Genomic DNA, 18,901 nt, shown 5'->3' with positions numbered 1-18,901 from the left:
CACCAGGTCGGCGCGGCCAGTCCGGACACCGTCGCGGGGGGCCGCCGCGGGGCGCGGGGTCCGCGGCCCCCCACATGCCACGCGCCGGGCCGAGTGCGACCCTCCCCCGCCTGTTACATCGTCGAGGCGGCGGCGATTGTTACTGGTGGTGACCAGTAATTTTCGGTAGTTGAGTGGTCACTTACCGAGCTGTGTCCGGGTCCACTGCTCCAGGCCGTCGGTGGTGATCGGCAGGTCCTCGGTGAGGATCTCCAGACGGTCGGAGTGCACGACGACGTTGTCCTCGATCCGGATGCCGATCCCGCGCAGCTCCGGCGGGACGGTCTCGTCGTTCGGGTGGAAGTACAGGCCCGGCTCGACCGCGAGAGCCATCCCGGCCTCGATGGTGCCGGCGAAGTACGCCTCCGGCCGGGACGCGTCGCAGTCGTGGACGTCGAGGCCGATGTAGTGACCGGTCCCGCAGACGATGTACCGGCGGTGCTGCTGTCCGTCGGGGCCGAGCAGTTCGTCCATCGAGACGTCCAGCACGCCCCAGTCCCGCAGCCCTTCGGCCAGCACCCGCAGCGCTTCGTACTGGAAGGCGCGGTACGGCGCTCCGACCTTGACCGCCTCGAGTGAGGCCAACTGAGCCTTGTGCACCAGGTCGTGCACCTGGCGCTGCGCCGCGGTGTACTCACCGGTCGCCGGGAAGGTCCGGGTCACGTCGGCGGTGTAGAGCGTGCGGGTCTCGACGCCGGCGTCCAGCAGGATCACGTCGCCCTCGTTCACCGCGCCGTCGTTGCGGACCCAGTGCAGCACCGGCGCGTGCTTGCCAGCGGCAACGATCGACGCGTAGCCGACGCCGTTGCCGGCGGTCCGCGCACGCCGGTCGAAGGTGCCCTGCAGCCAGCGCTCGCCGCCACCGCGGATCGCCTCCGGAAGCTCGCGGGCGACGTCCTCGAACGCGAGCACGCTGGCCGCGACCGCCTCGCGCAGCTGGTCGAGCTCCCAGTCGTCCTTGATCCGGCGCAGCTCGGCGAGCGTCTGCCGCAGCGCGTTGCCGTCCGAGGGCGCCGTCCGGACCAAGGCGTCGAGCATCGGCTCGACCCCAGGGACCGACAGCATGAACGGGACCGCGCCACGCACCGCCGCAGGCAGTTCCTCGATCGGGCGGCAGGCGATCTGCAACGCGTCCGACCAGTCCTTCAGCCCGGGCACCGGGCCGATCCACAGCTCACCGTCACGCGCGTTCGCGAAGAAGTCCGCCTCGTCCGGCCCGGCGGTCTCCCGCAGGTACAGCGTCGCGTCACCGTCCCCGGAGATCACCAGTACGGCGCCCTCGGCCTGGCAGCCGGTCAGCCACACGAAGTCGCTGTCGGCGCGGAACGCGTAGTCGGTGTCGTTCGACCGGACCGGCGCCCGGCCGGCCGCCAGCGCGATCCGCCGGCCCGGCAGCGCCGCCGCCAGCTTGCGCCGGTGCTCGGCCGCCGCCTCGGCAAGCCCCTCCGGCACCGTCACCGACCGGTCCACCGGCCCCCAGCCACGCGAGACGAAGTCCCGGAAGCCCTTGGCGTCGATGGGACGGTAGGACTTCGGCGTCTGGTCGGTCCGAGCATCGTCGGTCATGAGCTGAGCTCCCCTTTGCAGCTGACGTTTTAGCTCATCAATTCAGGTTCCTACGGGGGTTTGCAAGCCCTTATCTCTTATCGAGAACGGAAGGCGGCGAGCAGGCCCTGTTCGGAGTCGAGGAGGTACTGGTGCAGGTCCGCGGCAGCCTCGTCGTACTTGCGTGCTTCGAGCAGTTCGAACAGCCCGCGGTTGCGCTGGATGTACGGCTCGTGCAGCTCCCGCGGGGTCGCGATCACGTGGAACAGCAGCCGCAGCTCGGCGAGCAGCCGGCCGGTCATCGCGTCCATCCGGGAGCTGTCCGCGAGCCCGATCAGGTGCTGGTGGAACCGCATGTTCGCCGTACCGACGGCCGGCCAACGGTCTGCCCGCGCGGCGGCCTCGGCGGCCTCCACGTCGTCCTGCAACGGCTCGAGCCGGCTCGCCGGGAGTTCGGGGTCACGCTCGGCCAGTCCGCGGACGACATCGACCTCGAGCACGCGGCGCAGCCGGTACAGGTCGATCACGTCGCGCTCGCCCAGCTCGGGGACGAACACCCCGCGGTGCAGCTTGTAGACCAGCAGTCCCTCGTGCGTCAGCAGCCGGAAGGCCTCACGCAGCGTGTTCCGGCTGACCTCCAGCACCTCGGTCAGCTCGACCTCGGACAGCTGGGCGCCGGGCGGCAGAGCGCCCTCGGTGATACTGCGGCGCAGGATGTCCGCGGCCCGCTCGGCCGAGCTGCTCCGGTCCAGTCGTGCGACATCGGCCGCGACGGTCCGCAGCCACGTCTGCCGTCCGGTGTCCTCGGCCCCACCCGTAGTCATCTCCGCATCATCGCGCACCCGGAGTGATCAGGAAAGTGGAACAAGCCTCTTGCAGGATTGTTGAACAATCTTCTAGGCTCGTCGGAGGAGGTGGCGGATGGACCTCAACGCGGACATGGGTGAAGGATTCGGCACCTGGTCGATGGGTGACGACTCGGCGCTGCTCGAGGTCGTGACCAGTGCGAACGTGGCCTGCGGCTTCCACGCCGGCGACCCGTCGATCATGCGCCGGGTGACCGCGGAGGCGGTCGAGCGCGGGGTCGCGATCGGGGCCCACGTCGGGTACGCCGACAAGGCGGGCTTCGGGCGCCGCTTCGTCGACATCGAGCCGGCCGCGCTGCGCGACGAAGTGGTGTACCAGATCGGTGCGCTCGACGCCTTCGCACGAATTGCGGGTGACCGGGTGCGGTACGTGAAGCCGCACGGCGCGCTCTACAACACGATCGGCCACCATCACGAGCAGGCTGCCGCGGTGGTCGCCGCGGTCGCGGAGTACGACAAGACCCTTCCAGTGCTCGGTCTGCCCGGCTCGGTGTGGCTCCGGCTCGCCGAGGAGGCCGGTCTGACCGCAGTACATGAGGCCTTCGCGGACCGTGCGTACACGCCGGACGGGACGTTGGTGTCGCGGCGCGAGGCCGGCTCGGTCCTGCACGACGCGGACAAGATCGCCGCCCGCTGTACGGCGATGGCGACCGGCCAACCGATTGCGGATGTCGAGGGCGGCTCGCTCGTCGTCGAGCCGGCGTCGATCTGCGTGCACGGTGACACCCCGGGCGCCGTCGACATCGCCCGCCGGGTGCGTGGGGCGATGGAGGGAGCGGGCGTCCAGATGCGCCCGTTCACCGGCTGATGCGCATCCTCCCGTCGGGCGACCGGGCCCTGCTCGTCGAGCTCGACGACATCGACCAGGTCCTCGGGTACTACGCCGCGCTGCAGGCGGATCCCCCGGCGGACGTGATCGACATCGTCCCGGCGGCGCGGACCGTACTGGTCACCACCAAGGGCTCGCTCGATGTACTGACGCGCGCCTTGCGGACTGTGACTCCTGCCGGAGGCACGCAGTCCGCCGGCGACCTGATCGAGATCCCGGTCGTGTACGACGGTGCGGATCTGGAGGACGTGGCGCGACTGCTCGACTGCTCGACCGCCGAGGTCGTTGAGAGGCATACCGGCGACCAGTGGACGGTGGCGTTCTGCGGGTTCGCGCCGGGGTTCGGGTACCTGACCTCCGGCGGTCCGTGGGACATCCCGCGGCGCCAGTCACCGCGGACGAAGGTGCCGACCGGTGCCGTCGCGCTGGCCGGGGAATTCAGCGGCGTGTATCCGCGGGAGTCGCCCGGTGGATGGCAACTGATCGGCCGGACGTCCGTGCGGATCTTCGACCAGGAACGCGATCCGGCCGCACTGTTCCACCCGGGCCGCCGGGTCCGGTTCGTCGACGCGGGTCGTGGATGAGCAGCCTGACCATTCTCGCAACGGGGCCGTTGGCAACGATCCAGGACCGGGGACGCCCCGGGCAGGCCGCGCTCGGCGTTCCCGCATCGGGCGCCTGCGACCGGACGTCGTACGAGCTCGCGAACCGGTTGGTCGGGAACCGCGGCGGCGCGGCCGCGGTCGAGGTGACGTACGGCGGTTTGGAGGTGCACGCCGACAACGATCTCGTCGTCGCGATCACCGGCGCTCCGTGTACCGGCGTACCGCTGAATGCGCCGACGGTGCTGCGGGCCGGCTCGGTGCTGCGGCTCGGCACGCCACCGAGCGGGTTGCGGACGTATCTGGCGGTCCGCGGCGGGATCGACGTACCTGCGGTCCTCGGCTCGCGGTCCACCGACTTGTTGTCCGGGCTCGGCCCGGCGCCGCTCGCCGCCAACGAGACCCTGCCGATCGGCGCTCTGGTCGAGCCGATGCCCGGGGTGGACCTGGCGCCCGTCGCACATCCCGCCGGCGGGACCGCCCTACTGCGGGTCACGCCCGGGCCGCGGCGGGACTGGTTCACCGACGACGGGTGGGCGTCGCTGGTGTCGCAGACCTATCAGGTGAGCAGCAACAGCAACCGCGTCGGCGTCCGGCTCGACGGTCAGCCGCTCGAGCGCGCCCAGACGGGTGAACTCGCCAGCGAAGGAATGACCGCCGGAGCGATCCAGATCCCCCCGTCCGGCACGCCAGTCATCTTCCTCGCCGACCATCCCGTCACCGGCGGCTATCCGGTCATCGCGTACGTCGCCGCGGCGGACCTGGACGCCTGCGCCCAGGTCCGCCCGGGTCAACCGGTCCGCCTGATCAGCTGACCGGCATCCGGCGCCGCATCTCGTCGGCGAAGGACTCCCCGGCCTTGCGCATCAGGTCGGCCTCGGTCGGGTCCGCGAACAGTTCTGCGAAGTTGCTGGGGTCCACGTCCTCGACGTGGGTCTGCAGCCACCAGATGTTCCCGAGCGGGTCCTTCACCCGCCCGCCACGGTCGCCGATGATGCGTGAGTAGAACAAGTCCGTGACCACCGTCGCGCCGGCATCGAGTGCGCGAGCGAACGTCTTCTCGACGTCGTCGACGTACACACTCAGGAGGCTGGGCATATCCGGCCAGTCGGGGGCCGCATCGAACGTCATCAGGACGGATTCGCCGACCGTGATCTCTGCATGGCCGATCGTCGCGTCCTCGTTCAGGACCCGGCCCGTTGTCTTGACTTCGAAGGTTTGCTCCACGAACTCCAGGAACCGATCGGCACCCTTCGCTGCGATGTACGGCGTCACTGTCGACTTACCACCAGGAATCATGCGGCCAGTCTGTCGGGAGTAGCGGACAGGACGTGTCCTAGTCGAGGGAGCCCGAGTGACCGCTGGGTGTTGCTTGTCCGGGGGCCGGGGAGCGGCGAGGATGTCCGGTATGACGGAGAGTTCTGGAACGCCAGGCATCGACAGCGCTGTCCCTCCGAGCGGCACCGGATGCGTCGAGTGCCTGGAAGCCGGCGGGTGGTGGTTCCACCTCCGGCGCTGCGCCCAGTGCGGTCACATCGGGTGCTGCGACTCGTCTCCCGCCCAGCACGCGTCCGCCCACGCGGCCGAGGCCGGCCACCCGATCGTCCGCAGCTTCGAACCGGGCGAGGACTGGTTCTGGCACTACGGCGAGTCCCAGTACTACGAGGGCCCCGCCCTCGCCCCACCCGCCTCCCGCCCCGAATCCCAGCCAGTCCCCGGCGGCAAAGTCCCCACCGACTGGCAATCCAAACTCCACCGCTGAGCTGCTTCTCTCCGGATCCAGCGGCGTTCCAGCACGTCCCGGGATCCCGGGGTTAGAGGACGAAGCCGGTGGGGAAGGGGTCGTCGGGGTCGAGTAGGTAGTTGGCGGTGCCGGTGATCCAGGCGCGGCCGGTGACCGTGGGGACGACGCCGACGTACGGGCCGACCGTTGTTTCCTCGACGAGGCGGCCGGTGAAGCGGGTGCCGATGAAGGACTCGTTGACGAAGTCGGTGTCCAGCGCGAGCTCCCCGCGGGCGTGCAGCTGCGCCATCCGGGCCGACGTACCCGTGCCGCAGGGGGAACGGTCGAACCAGCCCGGGTGGATCGCCATCGCGTTGCGCGAGTCGGCGCCGTCGAGACCCGGTGCGGTGAACTGCACGTGCTTGCAGCCGTTGATCCCCGGGTCGAGCGGGTGCACCGGACGATCGGTCGCATTGATCGCGTCCATGATGTCCAGCCCGGCCTTCAGGATGCGATCCTTCTCCGCCCGGTCGAACGGGATCCCGAGCTGCTCCAACGGCAGGATCGCGTAGAAGTTCCCGCCGTACGCCAGGTCGTAGGTGATCTTCCCCAGACCGGGAACGTCCACGGAAGCGTCCAGCGCATGCGAGTACGACGGGACGTTGCGCAGCGTCACGTGCTCGGCGCGACCGTTGCTGACGGCAACGTCAACGACGACCAGGCCGGCGGGCGTGTCCAGCCGGACCTTCGTCACCGGCTCGGTCACCTCGACCATCCCGGACTCGACCAGCACGGTCGCGACACCGATCGTCCCGTGCCCGCACATCGGCAGCAGGCCGGAGACCTCGATGTAGAGCACGCCCCAGTCCGCGTCGGAGCGGGTCGGCGGCTGCAGGATCGCGCCACTCATCGCGGCATGGCCCCGCGGCTCGTTCATCAGGAACAACCGCAGGTCGTCGAGATGCTTGATGAAGTACTCGCGCCGCTCGGCCATCGTCGCCCCCGGGACGACGCCGACCCCGCCGGTGACGACGCGGGTCGGCATCCCCTCGGTGTGCGAATCGATCGCGCTGATCGTCCGCACGGACCTCATGACAGGGACTCCACTGCTTTCTTCATGTCGAGCTCCAGCTGTGCGACGTGCTCCGGGACGAGCGGCCCGCGCGGCGGCCGGCACGGTCCGCCGAAGCGGCCGACGTAGTCCATGCCGTACTTGATCGCCTGCACGAACTCGACCCGCGAGTCCCACCGGAACGTGGCGACCAGCGGCTCGTACAGCGCCCGGGCCTCCTCCAGCTTGCCCTCGAGCGCCAGGTTGTACAACCGCACCGATTCCGCCGGGAACACGTTCGGGAAGCCGGCGAACCAGCCGGTCGCGCCCATCAGCAGCGCTTCGAGGGTCAGGTCGTCGGCGCCCGCGATCACCGCGAGGTCCGGCGCCAGCTCGCGGATCTCCAGGATCCGGCGGACGTCACCGGAGAACTCCTTGACCGCGACGATGTTCTCGATCTGCGCGATCTCGCCGAGCAGGTCCGGCGTCAGGTCGACCTTGGTATCGAGCGGGTTGTTGTAGACCATCACCGGCAGCCCGGCCTTCGCGACCTCGGTGAAGTGCGCGATCACCTCGCCGCGGTTCGCCCGGTACATCGTCGGCGGCAGGCAGAGGACGCCGTCCGCGCCGTCCTCGGCGGCCTTCTCGGCCCACGCCCGCGCCTGGTGCGAGCCGACGCCGTGCACGCCGACGACCACGATGCCGTCGTCACCGACCGCCTCGATCGCGGTCTTCGCGACCGCGCGGCGCTCGTCGTCGGTGAGCGACGAGTACTCCCCCAGGGAACCGTTCGGCCCGACACCGCGGCACCCGTTGTCGACCAGCCACCGGCAGTGCTCGGCGTACTTGTCCAGGTCCGGCCGCAGCCCGGCCGGCGCCGCGGGGTCCTCGGCATACGGCAGCGCCGTCGCGACGATGACGCCTTCCAGCTTCTCGCTCATTGTTCCTCCTGCGTGTTGGCCAGATCGCGCAGCCTGACGGGTACGGCGATCGGTCGTTTCATGCTCGGTTTCGGTACGGCGCCGGGCTCGGCGAGCAATGCCGCGACGGTGCGCGAACACACCCGCCCCTGACACATCCCGAGCCCCGCGCGACTGCTGAGCTTCATTGCCCGGCCGTCATCCAGACCGCGATCCGCGGCAGCTGTCTCGAGGTCGCCGCGGGTGACTTCTTCACACCGGCAGACGAGGGTCTCCGCCGTACTCCAGGTCTTCCATCCGTCCCGCACGGGATACGCACGGGCGAGCGCCGCCGCCAACCGCCGGCCTTTGCGTACGCCGCTCCGCTCGCGGGCGTTCGGCGTCTCGCCGAGGGCGTACTGCGCCGCAGCTGCCCCGGCCACAGTGCCTTCTGCTGTTGACGGAACGGCTCCGGCGACCCCCGTCAGTTCACCGGCGGCGAAGAAGCCCGGCGTACTGGTTTGCTGGTTGTCGTCGACTGTCACGGCGGGCCCGCCGTCGGGAGCCGTGGTGAGTTCGCAGCGGGCGGAGACAGCGAGCTCCAGATTGGCCGTGAAGCCGAAGCCGAGACAGACTGCGTCGACCTCGATCCGGCGGTCGGTGCCGGGGACCGGGCGCCAGTTCCCGTCCAGGCGGGCGATGGTGACGGCCTCGACGTGATCGGTGCCGTGGGCAGCGACGACGGTCCAGCCGTGCCGGAGCGGAATCCGGTGCCGGGCCAGCAGAGCGCCGTACCCGGCCGCTTCCCGAAGCTTGCTGGTGGCAACCATCGGGTCGACGGACCAGCCCTTGCGGACGGTGGCGAGCGAGTTCGCCTCGAGAAGCGCGACCACCTCGGCGCCGACGCCGGTCAGCGACTCGGCCACCGGCAGCAGGAACGGGCCGGTGCCGGCGACCAGGACGCGGCGACCGACCGAGATCCGCTGCCCTTTGGCGAGGGCCTGCGCGGCGCCCGCGGTGTAGACGCCGGGCAGGTCCCAGCCGGGGAACGGGAGCACGCGGTCGTACGCACCGGTCGCGAGGACCACGGCCTTCGCGTCGATCGGGAACGGCGTCCGGCCAGCCGCGTCGGCAGGACCACGCTGCGCCCAGAGCCGGTTGCCCTCGATCGCCCAGACCGACGTCTCGGTCAGGTGGGTGATGTGCGGGTGCTGGGCGAGACGTTCGCGCTGCGCGGCGAAGCTCTTCCAACCGTGCTGCAACCGATCGGGCCGCCGGGCCGCGAACTCGGTCGGCAACTGCCGGTTGAACTGCCCGCCGACGTCGCGTGCGTTGTCCACCAGCAGTACGTCGACACCGCCGTCCGCAGCCGTCAGCGCCGCCGCGATCCCAGCCGGTCCGGCACCCACGACGACAACGTCCGCGCTCCTCGCCGCCTCTTCGGAAGACGTCGCCTCGGTTGTCTTGGGGATGACTGCGCCCTGCTGCGTGGTGATCGCGTCGTTGGGTTCAATCGTGCGCTGACAGGCCCGCGTGTCGGGCAGCCCGTTCACCGTGACCAGGCAGTCGAAGCAGGCGCCGATACCGCAGAAGGTGCCGCGCGGGCGGTCGTTCACGCGCGTCGTACGCCAGGTATCTCGACCGTTCGCCATGAGTACGGCGGCCACGGTCTGACCGGCGTGCGCCGTGACTGGATGGCCGTCGACGGTGACCGGAACGGTCGGTGGACGGCCGACGTCGGCGGGGTCGCCCGGACGCGGGCGTTGGCACGCGGTCATGCGGCGATCACCTCCGGACGGTCGACGCGGAAGGGCGACGGATCGAGATGCGGGGCCAGGTCGAGGAACAGTTCGGTGAGGAGACGCCCGGTCGCCGGGGCGAGGCCGATGCCGGCGCCTTCGTGCCCGGTGGCGTGCCACAGTCCGCGTAGGCGCGGGTCCTGGCCGATCACCGGCAGGTGGTCCGGGGCGTAGGGGCGAAATCCGCCGTACGTTCGCATCACCGGGACGTCGCCGAGGAACGGGAACAGCCCGACGGCCTTGCGCGCCAGCTCCTGCAAGACCCGCACCTTCACGGTGTCGTCGAACCCGATCCGCTCGCGACTCGACCCGATCAGCACCGTCCCACCGCGCGTGGACTCGACCACTGTGGAGGTCTGCAGATCCGCGTCACCGCTGCCGACGGCGCCCACGTAGTCGGCGTCGTACACCTTGTGGCGCACGCATTCCGGCAGTGGAGCGGTCACCAGGATCATCCCGCGGCGCGGCAGCACCTCGATCGCCGCACCGGCCGCCGCGGCGAAGGCACCCGCCCACGGCCCACAGGCATTGAGTACGGCGCCACACGCGATGTCACCGTCCGACGTCTCGACGCCGACGACCCGCCCGCGCGATTGCCGAACGCCCAGCGCGTTCACCCCCGACAACACCTCGCCGCCACGATCGCGGACCGCGGTCAGCAGCGCGGTCGCCGCCAGCACGGGCTGGACCTGCGCGTCGTCCGGGTAGTGCACACCGACTGTCACGCGTGGGGTGACCAGCGGCTCGAGCTCGAAGACCTCGGCCGGCGTGATCACCCGCGCGTCGACTCCGGCGGCACGCTGCTTGGCCGCGAACGCCTTCAGGGGTTCAGGATCCGCCGTCGCGACGACGACACCGCCCTTCGCCTCCCACTCGACGTCGGCGACCCGCTGCGGCAGCCGTTCGCTCACGACGTCCCACTCCGCGCGGGAGGCGATCGCCAGTTCGAGCTCAGGGCCGGGCTCCTTGTCGGAGACCAGGACGTTGCCCTCGCCCGAGGCCGTCGTACCGGCGGCCGGGCCGTCGCGGTCGATCACCATGACGCGCACCCCGGCGGCCGACAGGGCCTCGGCGCAGGCAGCTCCGACGACACCCGCGCCGACGACCACCACGTCGGGTGTCATGGACCGGGTCATCGCAGCGCTCCTTCGGCAGACCGTTCACTAAAATGAACGGTTCGAGCGTACGCGTGTCTCCGGGCGATGGTCAATGGACCCTCGGCGATCAGCTCACCGGGTGCGGTCCCGGGGGCGCCGGGTAGACGTCCGGCGGGTACTCGAGCAGCAGCACCGAGCGCACCGGGCCGTCCACCGCCTCGTAGTGGTGCGGTCCCGAGGCCCGGAACGCGAGGTAGTCGCCGGCGCCCAGCTCCTCGGTCCGCCCGCCGGTCGTCACCCTCAGGTTTCCCGTCAGTACGACGTGGTGTTCGGTGCCCGGATGCCCGTCGGAATGCTGCACCGCGTCCGGGCGGATCTCCTGGTTGTAGATCTCGAACAGCCCGCCCGGGTGCTCCAGGCGGCGGAGCAGCCGCAGATCGATGGCTTCACCGGACAGTACGTCGATGTCCGCGGACCGTACGAGGACCACGTCGGAGGGCGGTGAGTCGGTCAGCAGCAGTGAGACCGGGACGCCGAGAGCGTTCGACAGACTGAACACTGTCTCGATCGTGGGGTTGCCCGCGCCCGACTCCAGCTGCGACAGCGTGCCCTTCGCGATCCCGGACCGCCGGGCAAGCTCGGACAGCGAGATCCCCTGCTCATCCCGCCGCGCCCGCAAATTAGCCCCGAGCAACTTCCCAGCACCCATCGCCGTCACGCCCCGGAGCATAACCATATTCTTCGCGCAAACGCCGTACCAGCGCGAACCGGCGACCGTCACGGGATGATGCGCCGGCGTCGGAGCTCGGTGAAGATGGCGTAGAACATCTGCTCGGTGTCGACGTACTCGTGGAAGCCTGCGCGCCGGGCCTTCGAGGAGTCGGCGAAGAAGTCGTAGTCCCAGCCGAAGACGAAGTCGGCGAACGGCCACGAGGACACCTCGGCGAACGGCGTCGCCGCCAGGTCATGGCTCGCCTGCAACTGCTTCCACGCCGGCTCCTTGTCCGCCATCACGTCCTGCAACGACATCTGCAGCGGCGGCGCGACCTCCAGCCCGAACCAGGCACCGATCTTCGGCCACAGCTCACTCCACCGGAACAGGTCGCCGTTCGTGATGTTGAACGCCTGGTTCGCCGCACCCGGTGCGGTCGCCGCCCAAACCGTTGCCTTCGCCAACAATCCGGCGTCGGTCAGCTCCAGCAACGAGTGATACGCGCCGGGCTTGCCCGGAAACCGCAGCGGTACGCCGAGCTCCTTGGAAAGCGACGCATACACAGCGATCGCGACCGCAAGATTCATGGGATTGCCCAACGCTGCACCACCGACCACGGACGGCCGCAGCGCCGACCACGTCCACGCCTTGCCCTGCTGGCGTTCCTCCAGGAAGCGCTGCTGGTCGACGTTGAACTCCGGCGGAAGATGCGGCGGGTCGTCCTCACGAGCCGGCGTCTTGAACGGCCCGAGGTGCGCGCCATACACCTTGTACCCCTGCATCAGGCTCACATGCCGCAACCCCCGCGCGACCGGCTCGATCGCGTCGACGACGTTGACCAGCATCGCCAGGTTCGGCGGGACAAGCTCGGCCCAGGTCGGCCGATCCTGATACGCGACATAGAAGACATGCGTCACCTCGGACAGCCCCGACAACCGCAGCCGGGTGTCGTCCGGATCGAGCAGATCCACCGCGATGTGCCGCACCCGACCGGGTACGTCGGTGCCGCCGCGCCGAGACAACCCGATCACGGACCAGTCCGGCAACGACGCCAGATGCTCGACCAGGTTCGTCCCGATCACGCCACGGGCTCCGACCACCAACGCAACATTCGTCATGCCGACAGCCTTGCTGACCTGCGAAGATAAAACCAAGGCATAGTTTTCACCGAACCCATAAGCTGAAGACATGGCAACGCTGCGGCAGCTCGAGTACCTCGTCACCGTGATCGACGAAGGCTCGTTCACGAGAGCCGCCGAGCTCCTGCACGTCACCCAGCCGGCCCTCTCGCACCAGATCCGCACGCTCGAACGCTCCGCCGGCGGTCCGCTCCTCGAGCGGCTCCCTCGCGCCGTCCGGCTGACTCCGACCGGCCGGGCGATGCTTCCGCACGCCCGCGCCGCGCTGGCCGACGCGGAACGTGCCCGGTGCGCCGCGCGGCAGGCCGCCGGTCTCGAGGTTGGCGAGCTGCAGATCGCGACGCTCTACTCGATCACGCTCGGCGTCCTCCCGCAGGCTTTGCGTCGCTGGCGACAGACCCACCCCGACGTCGGCATCCGCCTGTTCGAACACCGCCATACCGACGAGCTGGTGGAGGCGATGTACGCCGGTGAGGCGGACCTCGCGGTCGGTCCCGAACCGGCCAACTGGTCCGGCGTCAGCACGACCATCGGCACCGAGGAGCTCGTCGTGGTGGTCGCGCCGGACGACCCGGCCGCGACCGGCGACACGGTCAAGCTCGGCGATCTCGCCGACCGTGCGTGGGTCCACTACGCGCCGGATCACGGACTCGCCGACGTACTCGATCGCGTCTGTGCGCAGGCAGGTTTCGAGCCGCGGATCGCCGTACGCACGGAGCAGACCGCGGCCGCACCGGCGCTCGCCGCGGCAGGTCTGGGGCCCGCGCTGGTGCCGGACAACATCCTGACCGGAGTGGGTCATGTGCTGCGCCCCGATCCTCCCGTCCGGAGAACCCTCGCGGCCTACACCCGGGGTACGCCGGACCCGCTCGCCGCCGCCTTCATCGAGGTGCTGTTTCAGTCGGGCGGGCTGCGGGCACGCGGAGGGAATGGCTGAGGAAGAATCGGACGCCACAGTCCTCCTGGCCGGTACGGCGAACCTCGCGATCGCGATCGCGAAGATCGTGGCCGGCCTGTTGTCCGGATCGACGGCGCTGCTCGCCGAGGCGGCGCACTCGGTCGCCGACACCCTCAACCAGGTCTTCCTGCTGACCGCGCTGCATCGCAGCCGCAAGCCGGCCGACGCCCGGCATCCGTTCGGGTACGGGATGGAGCGGTACTTCTGGTCGCTGCTCGCCGCGGTCGGGATCCTGGTGCTCGGCGCGGGCTTCTCGATCACCGAAGGACTGCGCTCGATCCTCGCCCCGGAACCGATCGCGGCGCTGCCGGTCATCTACGCGGTGCTCGCGCTCTCGTTCGTGTTCGAGGGCACGTCCTGGTTGCGGGCGGTGTTGCAGCTGCGCCGGCAGGCCCGCGAAGCCGGCGTACCGTTCCTGAAACAGGTCCGGGCGGCGGAGCCCGCGGTGAAGACCGTCGCATTCGAGGACTCTGCCGCGCTGATCGGCCTACTGATCGCGGCGATCGGCGTGACCCTGTCGGTGGTCACCGGCGAGCACCTGTGGGACGGCGCCGCGTCGATCGCGATCGGGGTCCTACTGATCGTCGTCGCGTTCACGCTCGGACGGGACAACAAGGCGATGCTGATCGGGCGGGCCCTGCCGGTCGATCAGCAGCGGCAGATCCGGGCGATCATCGCCGGTCAGCCGGGGATCGAGGATGTCCTGGAGCTGCTCAGTCTCCGGCTCGCACCGGATCAGGTGCTGGTCGTCGCGACCGTCGACCTGGTCGACTCGCACACGACCGGCGCCGCGATCGAGCAGCTCGCCGAGAAGGTCGACGTCGAGGTACGCCGGGACCACCCGAGCATCCGGCACCTCTACCTGGACCCGACGCCCGGTGATCCCGGTCAGCGCTGGTCGTGACCCCAGTTCGCGACGATGACCGCGATCGGCGGCAGCACGGCGGCGACCGCGCTCATCCCGATCGCGACCGGGATCGAGAACAGCCGTACGACGAACCACGCCAGGCCGATCAGCGTCAGGCAGCTGCCCATCAACCAGTAGTAGAGCTTCCGGTTGTCGTACCGTGCCATGTCAGACCGCCAGCGGGAGCTTCCCCAGCGCAGTGACGAGCGGGGAGAGCTCAGGTAGCTCGGCGGCATTCTGCAGTGCAGACGTCAGTACGGCGTCATGCGTCGGCTGGGCCTGCTCCAGCAAATCCCGGCCGGCCTCGGTGACCTCGGTGTAGATCCCCCGCCGGTCCGTCGGGCAGAGGTACCGCTGCAGCAGCTTGCGGTCCTCCAGCCGGTTCACCAGGCGGGTAGTAGCCGACTGGCTGAGCACCACAGCGTTCGACAGCTGGTTCATCCGCAGGTGGTAGTCGTCCTGCCGCGCCAGCACGTCCAGCACGCTGTACTCGCTCACCGAGAGCCCGTGCTGTTTCTGCAGCGCGCGCTCCAGCTCGTCCTCGATCCGGGCATGCAGTGCCGCCAGGGTTCGCCACCCCTGCGCCCGCGCCTCCGCGGCGTCATCCGGTAGTCCCACGACAACCTCCACTTGAACTTCGCGATTGCATGAGCCATCATGAGGCTTATGCAATAGCCCGCGTGTGCAACTATCGCGCACGCCGGTAATAGTCACAAGACTACATTCAAAGGAGAGAACAGCCCATGCCCGCGGCTCTGCTCGCACTGGCTATCGGTGCTTTCGGGATCGGGACCACCGAGTTCGTCATCATGGGGCTCCTGCCCGAGGTCGCGACCGACTTCGGCGTCAGCATCCCGTCCGCCGGTCTCCTCATCTCCGGCTACGCCCTGGGCGTCGTGGTCGGCGCCCCGCTACTCACCGCGATCGGCTCCAAGGTCTCCCGCAAGACCGTGCTGATCGCGCTGATGGGTGTCTTCATCGCCGGCAACCTGGTCTCCGCCCTCGCCCCGTCGTACGGCGTTCTGATGACCGGGCGGATCGTGGCGGCGCTGGCTCACGGAGCGTTCTTCGGGGTCGGATCGGTCGTGGCAGCGTCACTGGTTCCGAAGGCGAAGCAAGCCAGTGCGATCGCATTGATGTTCACCGGACTGACGGTCGCCAACGTTCTCGGCGTACCGGGTGGGACTGCGCTCGGACAGCAGTTCGGGTGGCGGTCGACGTTCTGGGCGGTGACTGCGCTCGGAGTGATCGGGCTGCTCGGCATCGTGTTCCTGGTGCCCAAGCAGAGCACTGTGGAAGGACCGGGGCTGCGTGGTGAGCTGGCGGTGTTCAAGAACGTGCAGGTGTGGCTGGCGCTGGCCATGACCGCGCTCGGGTTCGCTGGGGTGTTCGCGTCGTTCACCTACATCGCACCGATGATGACCGAGGTCGCCGGCTTCTCTGCTGGTGCCGTGACCTGGCTGCTGGTGCTGTTCGGCGCCGGACTGGTCGTCGGCAACCTGCTGGGCGGCAAGGCAGCGGACCGGTCGCTGATGCCGAGTCTGTACCTGATCCTGGCACTACTAGCCGCCGTGCTGGTCGTGTTCGTGTTCACTGCGCACGCCAAGCTCCCGTCTGCTGTGACGATCGCGCTCTTCGGAGCCGCCGGGTTCGCCACGGTCGCTCCGCTGCAGAAGCGCGTGATGGACAAGGCGACGGGCGCTCCGGCGCTGGCGTCGGCGGCCAACATCGCCGCCTTCAACCTCGGCAACGCAGTCGGCGCGTACCTCGGTGGACTCACCATCGAGCGCGGGCTCGGCTACACCGCACCCAACTGGGTAGGCGCCGCGCTGGCCGTGTCCGGTCTGCTCGTCGCCCTCGTCTCCGGCCTGCTGGACCGCCGCCACACCAGCCAGGCCGCTCCTGCACTAGTACTAGAAGGAAGCCACCGATGATCCCCACCGTGAAACTCAACAACGGCGTCGAGATGCCCCAGCTCGGGTACGGCGTCTTCCAGGTCCCGAACGACGAGACGGCGACCGCCGTCACGCACGCACTCGACGCCGGGTATCGCAGTATCGACACCGCGGCGGCGTACCAGAACGAGGCGGGCGTCGGTCAGGCGCTCGCAGCGTCCGGCATCGACCGCAGCGACCTGTTCATCACCACCAAGCTGTGGAACGCGGACCAGGGCTACGACTCCACGCTGAAGGCTTTCGACACCAGTCTGTCGTTGCTGGGCCTGGAGTACCTCGACCTGTACCTCATCCACTGGCCGACGCCGGCCCGCGATCTGTACGCCGACAGCTGGCGCGCACTGGAGAAGCTGTACGCCGACGGGCGCGTGCGTGCGATCGGGGTGTCCAACTTCCAGCCCGACCACCTCGACCGGCTCTCCGGAATCACTCCGGCGGTGAACCAGGTCGAGCTGCACCCGTACCTGCAGCAGGACGCCGTACGCACGTACGGGCGCGACTTCGGCATCCGCACCGAGGCCTGGAGCCCGCTGGCGAAGGGCGGCACGCTGCTGTCCGAGCCGGTCATCGAGACCCTCGCCAAGGAGTACGACCGCACGCCGGCCCAGATCGTCCTTCGCTGGCACCTCCAGCTCGGCAACATCGTCATCCCGAAGTCCGTCACCCCGTCCCGCATCCGCGAGAACCTCGACGTCTTCGGCTTCACCCTCACCGCCGACGACCTCGCCACCATCACCACCCTGAACCGCGGCGAGCGCACCGGCCCTGACCCGGACACCTTCAACGTCGCCTAGTGCAACGTCGCCTAATACTTGGCGTAGAAGCGTGAGACTGCGTGGAAGGACTTCTTCGGGAGCCAGTGGTACGGCGAGGCGGGGTTCGTGTCGTCGTGGCGGAGGGTCTTGCAGAGGCTGAAGGCTGCGATGTCTTCGTCGTGGGGACGGTCGTGGGGGCGGTGTGGCGCGTCGGGTGAGATGAAGGTGTACGGCGACGCGCCGAGGAAGCCTTCCGCGGTGAAGACCTCCAGCATGTTCTCCAGGTGGTCCGCCTGCTCCAGCTCGTCGCGCACGTACTGCGGCGGGATGACCGGGACGTCGCCGCTGTAGTCGACGATGTCCCACCCCATCCCGCCCAGCTCGGCCGCGCCGGTGAACGTGCAGCACCCGAACTCCAGGATCAGGATCGGCTTGTTCCACCGGCGGAACGGCGCCAGCTCCTTCGCGTGGTCGGCGCGGCGCGCATGGTACGAGTAGTAGTCGAGCCCGACGATGTCGAACAGCGACCAGTCCACCTGCTCGAGATCCGACGCCGCGCCGTACGTGATCCGCCCCTGGAAATTGCCACGGGCAACCTTCACCGTCCGGGCCGTGAACGCGCGGAACTTCCGCTGCAGCTCGGCCATGTCGAAGTCACCCTTGGTCAGGTACTCGGCCCGCTCGAAGAACGTCTCCCCCGGCACGATCCCCGGCGTGAACAGCATGAACTCGCACCCGACCACCAGGATCACCTCCCGGTCGTACCGCTGCCGCAACCGCTCCGCCTCGACAGCGACCACCCGCAGCTTCTCCAGCTCCGCCGCCTGCGGCTCGTCGAACGACCGCGGCTGGATCGACACCGTCAGCCCCGCCTCGAGCGCCACCGTCGCCGTCTCGATCAACCGCTGTACGTCGCTGCCGTAGATGCTGACCCAGTTGGCGTGCAGCCGATGCCGGATGGCATGGATCTCGGCGCGCATCGTGCTGTGCCGCCAGCGCGCCCGGCTGTCCTCCTCGGCCGGTCCACCGCCGGTGTCGTAGGCGACACCTTTCAGCTCGAGTCCGCGACGCACGCCCGCCGAGGCCATCGGGGTGCTGGTGACACTCGCCGCCGCGACCGCGAAGAGTCCGAGAAAAGTCGCGCGCTTCACCTGGGGATTCGTCATGTCTCTCAGACTTCCGCGACGGGGCGCCCACGTCGTCGTACCGAAGGTTCCGGACCGGCCGACTTTCGTTGGTAAAACACTGTCTCCGGATCTGACACACTGTTTCAGTGCGAGAAGCGGATCGGCGGACGGTGCTCGGATCGGTGTGGCTGCGGGACGACGCGGAGCCGACGAAGAGCCGCCTGAGCAGGCAGGACGTGGTCACGGCGGCGATCCGGGTGCTGGACCGCGACGGCCTCGACACGTTCTCGATGCGGGTGATGGCGACCGAGCTCGGCGTCTCCGCGACGTCTGCGCTGTACTGGCGGATCGCGAACAAGAACGACCTGCTCGAGCTCGCGGTCGACGAGATCCTCGAGCCGGCGCCGCCCGAGGAACACGGCGATTGGCGCGACCAGGTCACGGTGGTCATCCAGGCGGCGTACCAGGCGTTGTGGGAGCACCCGTGGGCCGCGCAGTTGCTCCCGTCGCACGCCGGACTCGGGCCGAACTACAACGCGCTGACCCACCGGGTCGAGGGGATCCTGGCGCGGGCCGGCTTCAAGGGCACCCATCTGGACGCGGCGGTGTCCGCGATCTTCCACTACTTGATCGGCTCCGCGGTGACCGACTCCGCCTGGCTGACAGTGGTACGGCGCAGCGGGATGAACGAGACGCGGTGGGCCGGCGCGTCGGCCGATCGGATGGGCGTCGACGCCACCCACCTGGCCGCCTACCTCAACCGCGGCGGCCAGGCCGGGCCGGCGGCCACAATACCCCCCCGGCGCCCGGGGTTGCAGGTGGGGGGGCGCCCCCGCCCCCGGGCCCCAAGAAAGTCGCAGGGTGTGAGACGGGGAGGGGTAGAGTGGGCGGGGGACAC

21 protein-coding genes are annotated in these 18,901 nt (G+C 69.5%); 9 read left to right on the top strand and 12 right to left on the bottom strand.

The window, feature by feature from the left end; translation table 11 throughout:
* Positions 1-177: 177 nt before the first annotated feature.
* Together ACWGID_RS00755 and ACWGID_RS00750 are read right to left on the bottom strand one after the other, a co-directional pair.
* The gene (locus ACWGID_RS00755; RefSeq protein WP_452193100.1) at positions 178-1,605 is read right to left on the bottom strand and encodes an aminopeptidase P family protein; all 1,428 of its coding nucleotides are present in this window, start codon (positions 1,603-1,605) and stop codon (positions 178-180) included.
* Positions 1,606-1,682: 77 nt separating this feature from the next.
* Positions 1,683-2,408 carry a GntR family transcriptional regulator gene (locus ACWGID_RS00750; protein WP_452193098.1) on the bottom strand — a complete coding sequence of 242 codons (726 nt, stop codon included), beginning with the start codon at positions 2,406-2,408 and terminating at the stop codon, positions 1,683-1,685.
* A 97-nt stretch (positions 2,409-2,505) separates the two neighbouring features.
* Between ACWGID_RS00750 and ACWGID_RS00745 the strand changes: the two genes are divergently transcribed.
* From ACWGID_RS00745 to ACWGID_RS00735, 3 genes are read left to right on the top strand one after another with little or no spacing between them, the layout of a single operon-like run.
* On the top strand, positions 2,506-3,258 hold the full coding sequence (locus ACWGID_RS00745; protein ID WP_452193096.1) for a LamB/YcsF family protein: 753 nt from the start codon (positions 2,506-2,508) through the stop codon (positions 3,256-3,258).
* Positions 3,258-3,863, top strand: a complete 606-nt coding sequence (locus ACWGID_RS00740) for a 5-oxoprolinase subunit B family protein (protein WP_452193094.1) — start codon at positions 3,258-3,260, stop codon at positions 3,861-3,863. Before ACWGID_RS00745 ends, ACWGID_RS00740 begins: the two co-directional genes overlap by 1 nt.
* Positions 3,860-4,696 carry a 5-oxoprolinase subunit C family protein gene (locus tag ACWGID_RS00735; protein WP_452193092.1) on the top strand — a complete coding sequence of 279 codons (837 nt, stop codon included), beginning with the start codon at positions 3,860-3,862 and terminating at the stop codon, positions 4,694-4,696. The genes ACWGID_RS00740 and ACWGID_RS00735 overlap by 4 nt, the downstream gene beginning before the upstream one ends.
* Here the strand turns inward: ACWGID_RS00735 and ACWGID_RS00730 are convergent.
* Positions 4,689-5,180 carry a VOC family protein gene (locus ACWGID_RS00730; protein ID WP_452193090.1) on the bottom strand — a complete coding sequence of 164 codons (492 nt, stop codon included), beginning with the start codon at positions 5,178-5,180 and terminating at the stop codon, positions 4,689-4,691. The genes ACWGID_RS00735 and ACWGID_RS00730 overlap by 8 nt on opposite strands.
* 109 nt (positions 5,181-5,289) lie before the next feature.
* On the opposite strand from ACWGID_RS00730, the gene ACWGID_RS00725 reads away from it, so the two are divergent.
* Positions 5,290-5,643 carry a UBP-type zinc finger domain-containing protein gene (locus ACWGID_RS00725; RefSeq protein ID WP_452193088.1) on the top strand — a complete coding sequence of 118 codons (354 nt, stop codon included), beginning with the start codon at positions 5,290-5,292 and terminating at the stop codon, positions 5,641-5,643.
* A gap of 52 nt (positions 5,644-5,695) precedes the next feature.
* Here ACWGID_RS00725 and ACWGID_RS00720 read toward each other — a convergent pair whose 3' ends face one another.
* The 6 genes from ACWGID_RS00720 to ACWGID_RS00695 form a co-directional block, all read right to left on the bottom strand.
* The gene (locus tag ACWGID_RS00720; RefSeq protein WP_452193086.1) at positions 5,696-6,697 is read right to left on the bottom strand and encodes a proline racemase family protein; all 1,002 of its coding nucleotides are present in this window, start codon (positions 6,695-6,697) and stop codon (positions 5,696-5,698) included.
* Positions 6,694-7,596 carry a dihydrodipicolinate synthase family protein gene (locus tag ACWGID_RS00715; RefSeq protein ID WP_452193084.1) on the bottom strand — a complete coding sequence of 301 codons (903 nt, stop codon included), beginning with the start codon at positions 7,594-7,596 and terminating at the stop codon, positions 6,694-6,696. The genes ACWGID_RS00720 and ACWGID_RS00715 overlap by 4 nt, the downstream gene beginning before the upstream one ends.
* The gene (locus ACWGID_RS00710; RefSeq protein ID WP_452193082.1) at positions 7,593-9,332 is read right to left on the bottom strand and encodes an FAD-dependent oxidoreductase; all 1,740 of its coding nucleotides are present in this window, start codon (positions 9,330-9,332) and stop codon (positions 7,593-7,595) included. The genes ACWGID_RS00715 and ACWGID_RS00710 overlap by 4 nt, the downstream gene beginning before the upstream one ends.
* Positions 9,329-10,489, bottom strand: coding sequence for an NAD(P)/FAD-dependent oxidoreductase (locus ACWGID_RS00705; protein WP_452193080.1), 1,161 nt, complete (start codon positions 10,487-10,489; stop codon positions 9,329-9,331). Before ACWGID_RS00705 ends, ACWGID_RS00710 begins: the two co-directional genes overlap by 4 nt.
* Positions 10,490-10,577: 88 nt before the next feature.
* Positions 10,578-11,159 (bottom strand): helix-turn-helix domain-containing protein, encoded by a 582-nt coding sequence (locus ACWGID_RS00700; protein WP_452193791.1) that lies wholly within the window; start codon positions 11,157-11,159, stop codon positions 10,578-10,580.
* 68 nt (positions 11,160-11,227) lie between these two features.
* A complete protein-coding gene (locus ACWGID_RS00695; protein WP_452193078.1) occupies positions 11,228-12,280 on the bottom strand; it encodes an SDR family oxidoreductase in 1,053 nt (350 codons plus the stop codon).
* A gap of 70 nt (positions 12,281-12,350) precedes the next feature.
* Between ACWGID_RS00695 and ACWGID_RS00690 the strand changes: the two genes are divergently transcribed.
* Together ACWGID_RS00690 and ACWGID_RS00685 are read left to right on the top strand one after the other, a co-directional pair.
* On the top strand, positions 12,351-13,238 hold the full coding sequence (locus ACWGID_RS00690; RefSeq protein WP_452193076.1) for a LysR family transcriptional regulator: 888 nt from the start codon (positions 12,351-12,353) through the stop codon (positions 13,236-13,238).
* On the top strand, positions 13,231-14,163 hold the full coding sequence (locus ACWGID_RS00685; RefSeq protein ID WP_452193074.1) for a cation diffusion facilitator family transporter: 933 nt from the start codon (positions 13,231-13,233) through the stop codon (positions 14,161-14,163). The genes ACWGID_RS00690 and ACWGID_RS00685 overlap by 8 nt, the downstream gene beginning before the upstream one ends.
* On the opposite strand, the gene ACWGID_RS00680 is transcribed toward ACWGID_RS00685, so the two are convergent.
* Together ACWGID_RS00680 and ACWGID_RS00675 are read right to left on the bottom strand one after the other, a co-directional pair.
* Positions 14,148-14,333 (bottom strand): DUF3099 domain-containing protein, encoded by a 186-nt coding sequence (locus tag ACWGID_RS00680; protein ID WP_452193072.1) that lies wholly within the window; start codon positions 14,331-14,333, stop codon positions 14,148-14,150. The genes ACWGID_RS00685 and ACWGID_RS00680 overlap by 16 nt on opposite strands.
* A gap of 1 nt (position 14,334) precedes the next feature.
* Positions 14,335-14,784 carry a MarR family winged helix-turn-helix transcriptional regulator gene (locus ACWGID_RS00675; protein WP_452193070.1) on the bottom strand — a complete coding sequence of 150 codons (450 nt, stop codon included), beginning with the start codon at positions 14,782-14,784 and terminating at the stop codon, positions 14,335-14,337.
* Positions 14,785-14,909: 125 nt separating this feature from the next.
* Here ACWGID_RS00675 and ACWGID_RS00670 point away from each other — a divergent pair, with 125 nt between their 5' ends.
* Entirely contained in the window at positions 14,910-16,100 is a 1,191-nt protein-coding gene (locus ACWGID_RS00670; protein WP_452193069.1) for an MFS transporter, read from the top strand.
* A complete protein-coding gene (locus tag ACWGID_RS00665; protein ID WP_452193067.1) occupies positions 16,097-16,915 on the top strand; it encodes an aldo/keto reductase in 819 nt (272 codons plus the stop codon). Before ACWGID_RS00670 ends, ACWGID_RS00665 begins: the two co-directional genes overlap by 4 nt.
* 11 nt (positions 16,916-16,926) lie before the next feature.
* Here the strand turns inward: ACWGID_RS00665 and ACWGID_RS00660 are convergent, their stop codons facing one another.
* The gene (locus tag ACWGID_RS00660; RefSeq protein ID WP_452193065.1) at positions 16,927-18,042 is read right to left on the bottom strand and encodes a hypothetical protein; all 1,116 of its coding nucleotides are present in this window, start codon (positions 18,040-18,042) and stop codon (positions 16,927-16,929) included.
* A gap of 107 nt (positions 18,043-18,149) precedes the next feature.
* Here ACWGID_RS00660 and ACWGID_RS00655 point away from each other — a divergent pair.
* A partial coding sequence (locus ACWGID_RS00655; protein WP_452193063.1) for a TetR/AcrR family transcriptional regulator occupies positions 18,150-18,901 on the top strand: 752 nt, incomplete at its 3' end.

The sequence above is a fragment of the Kribbella sp. NPDC054772 genome (genome assembly GCF_053611945.1).
Note: the sequence above shows the minus strand (reverse complement) of the source record. Positions and strands in the feature narration are given on the sequence as shown.

Bases quoted from the DNA above. Each gene is read 5' to 3' on its own strand.
- ACWGID_RS00735 (WP_452193092.1), top strand. From the start codon at position 3,860: ATGAGCAGCCTGACCATTCTCGCAACGGGGCCGTTGGCAACGATCCAG.
- ACWGID_RS00740 (WP_452193094.1), top strand. From the start codon at position 3,258: ATGCGCATCCTCCCGTCGGGCGACCGGGCCCTGCTCGTCGAGCTCGAC.
- ACWGID_RS00700 (WP_452193791.1), bottom strand. From the start codon at position 11,159: ATGGGTGCTGGGAAGTTGCTCGGGGCTAATTTGCGGGCGCGGCGGGAT.
- ACWGID_RS00750 (WP_452193098.1), bottom strand. From the start codon at position 2,408: ATGACTACGGGTGGGGCCGAGGACACCGGACGGCAGACGTGGCTGCGG.
- ACWGID_RS00665 (WP_452193067.1), top strand. From the start codon at position 16,097: ATGATCCCCACCGTGAAACTCAACAACGGCGTCGAGATGCCCCAGCTC.
- ACWGID_RS00715 (WP_452193084.1), bottom strand. From the start codon at position 7,596: ATGAGCGAGAAGCTGGAAGGCGTCATCGTCGCGACGGCGCTGCCGTAT.
- ACWGID_RS00670 (WP_452193069.1), top strand. From the start codon at position 14,910: ATGCCCGCGGCTCTGCTCGCACTGGCTATCGGTGCTTTCGGGATCGGG.
- ACWGID_RS00720 (WP_452193086.1), bottom strand. From the start codon at position 6,697: ATGAGGTCCGTGCGGACGATCAGCGCGATCGATTCGCACACCGAGGGG.
- ACWGID_RS00745 (WP_452193096.1), top strand. From the start codon at position 2,506: ATGGACCTCAACGCGGACATGGGTGAAGGATTCGGCACCTGGTCGATG.
- ACWGID_RS00730 (WP_452193090.1), bottom strand. From the start codon at position 5,180: ATGATTCCTGGTGGTAAGTCGACAGTGACGCCGTACATCGCAGCGAAG.
- ACWGID_RS00660 (WP_452193065.1), bottom strand. From the start codon at position 18,042: ATGACGAATCCCCAGGTGAAGCGCGCGACTTTTCTCGGACTCTTCGCG.
- ACWGID_RS00705 (WP_452193080.1), bottom strand. From the start codon at position 10,489: ATGACCCGGTCCATGACACCCGACGTGGTGGTCGTCGGCGCGGGTGTC.
- ACWGID_RS00755 (WP_452193100.1), bottom strand. From the start codon at position 1,605: ATGACCGACGATGCTCGGACCGACCAGACGCCGAAGTCCTACCGTCCC.
- ACWGID_RS00725 (WP_452193088.1), top strand. From the start codon at position 5,290: ATGACGGAGAGTTCTGGAACGCCAGGCATCGACAGCGCTGTCCCTCCG.
- ACWGID_RS00680 (WP_452193072.1), bottom strand. From the start codon at position 14,333: ATGGCACGGTACGACAACCGGAAGCTCTACTACTGGTTGATGGGCAGC.
- ACWGID_RS00710 (WP_452193082.1), bottom strand. From the start codon at position 9,332: ATGACCGCGTGCCAACGCCCGCGTCCGGGCGACCCCGCCGACGTCGGC.
- ACWGID_RS00685 (WP_452193074.1), top strand. From the start codon at position 13,231: ATGGCTGAGGAAGAATCGGACGCCACAGTCCTCCTGGCCGGTACGGCG.
- ACWGID_RS00695 (WP_452193078.1), bottom strand. From the start codon at position 12,280: ATGACGAATGTTGCGTTGGTGGTCGGAGCCCGTGGCGTGATCGGGACG.
- ACWGID_RS00690 (WP_452193076.1), top strand. From the start codon at position 12,351: ATGGCAACGCTGCGGCAGCTCGAGTACCTCGTCACCGTGATCGACGAA.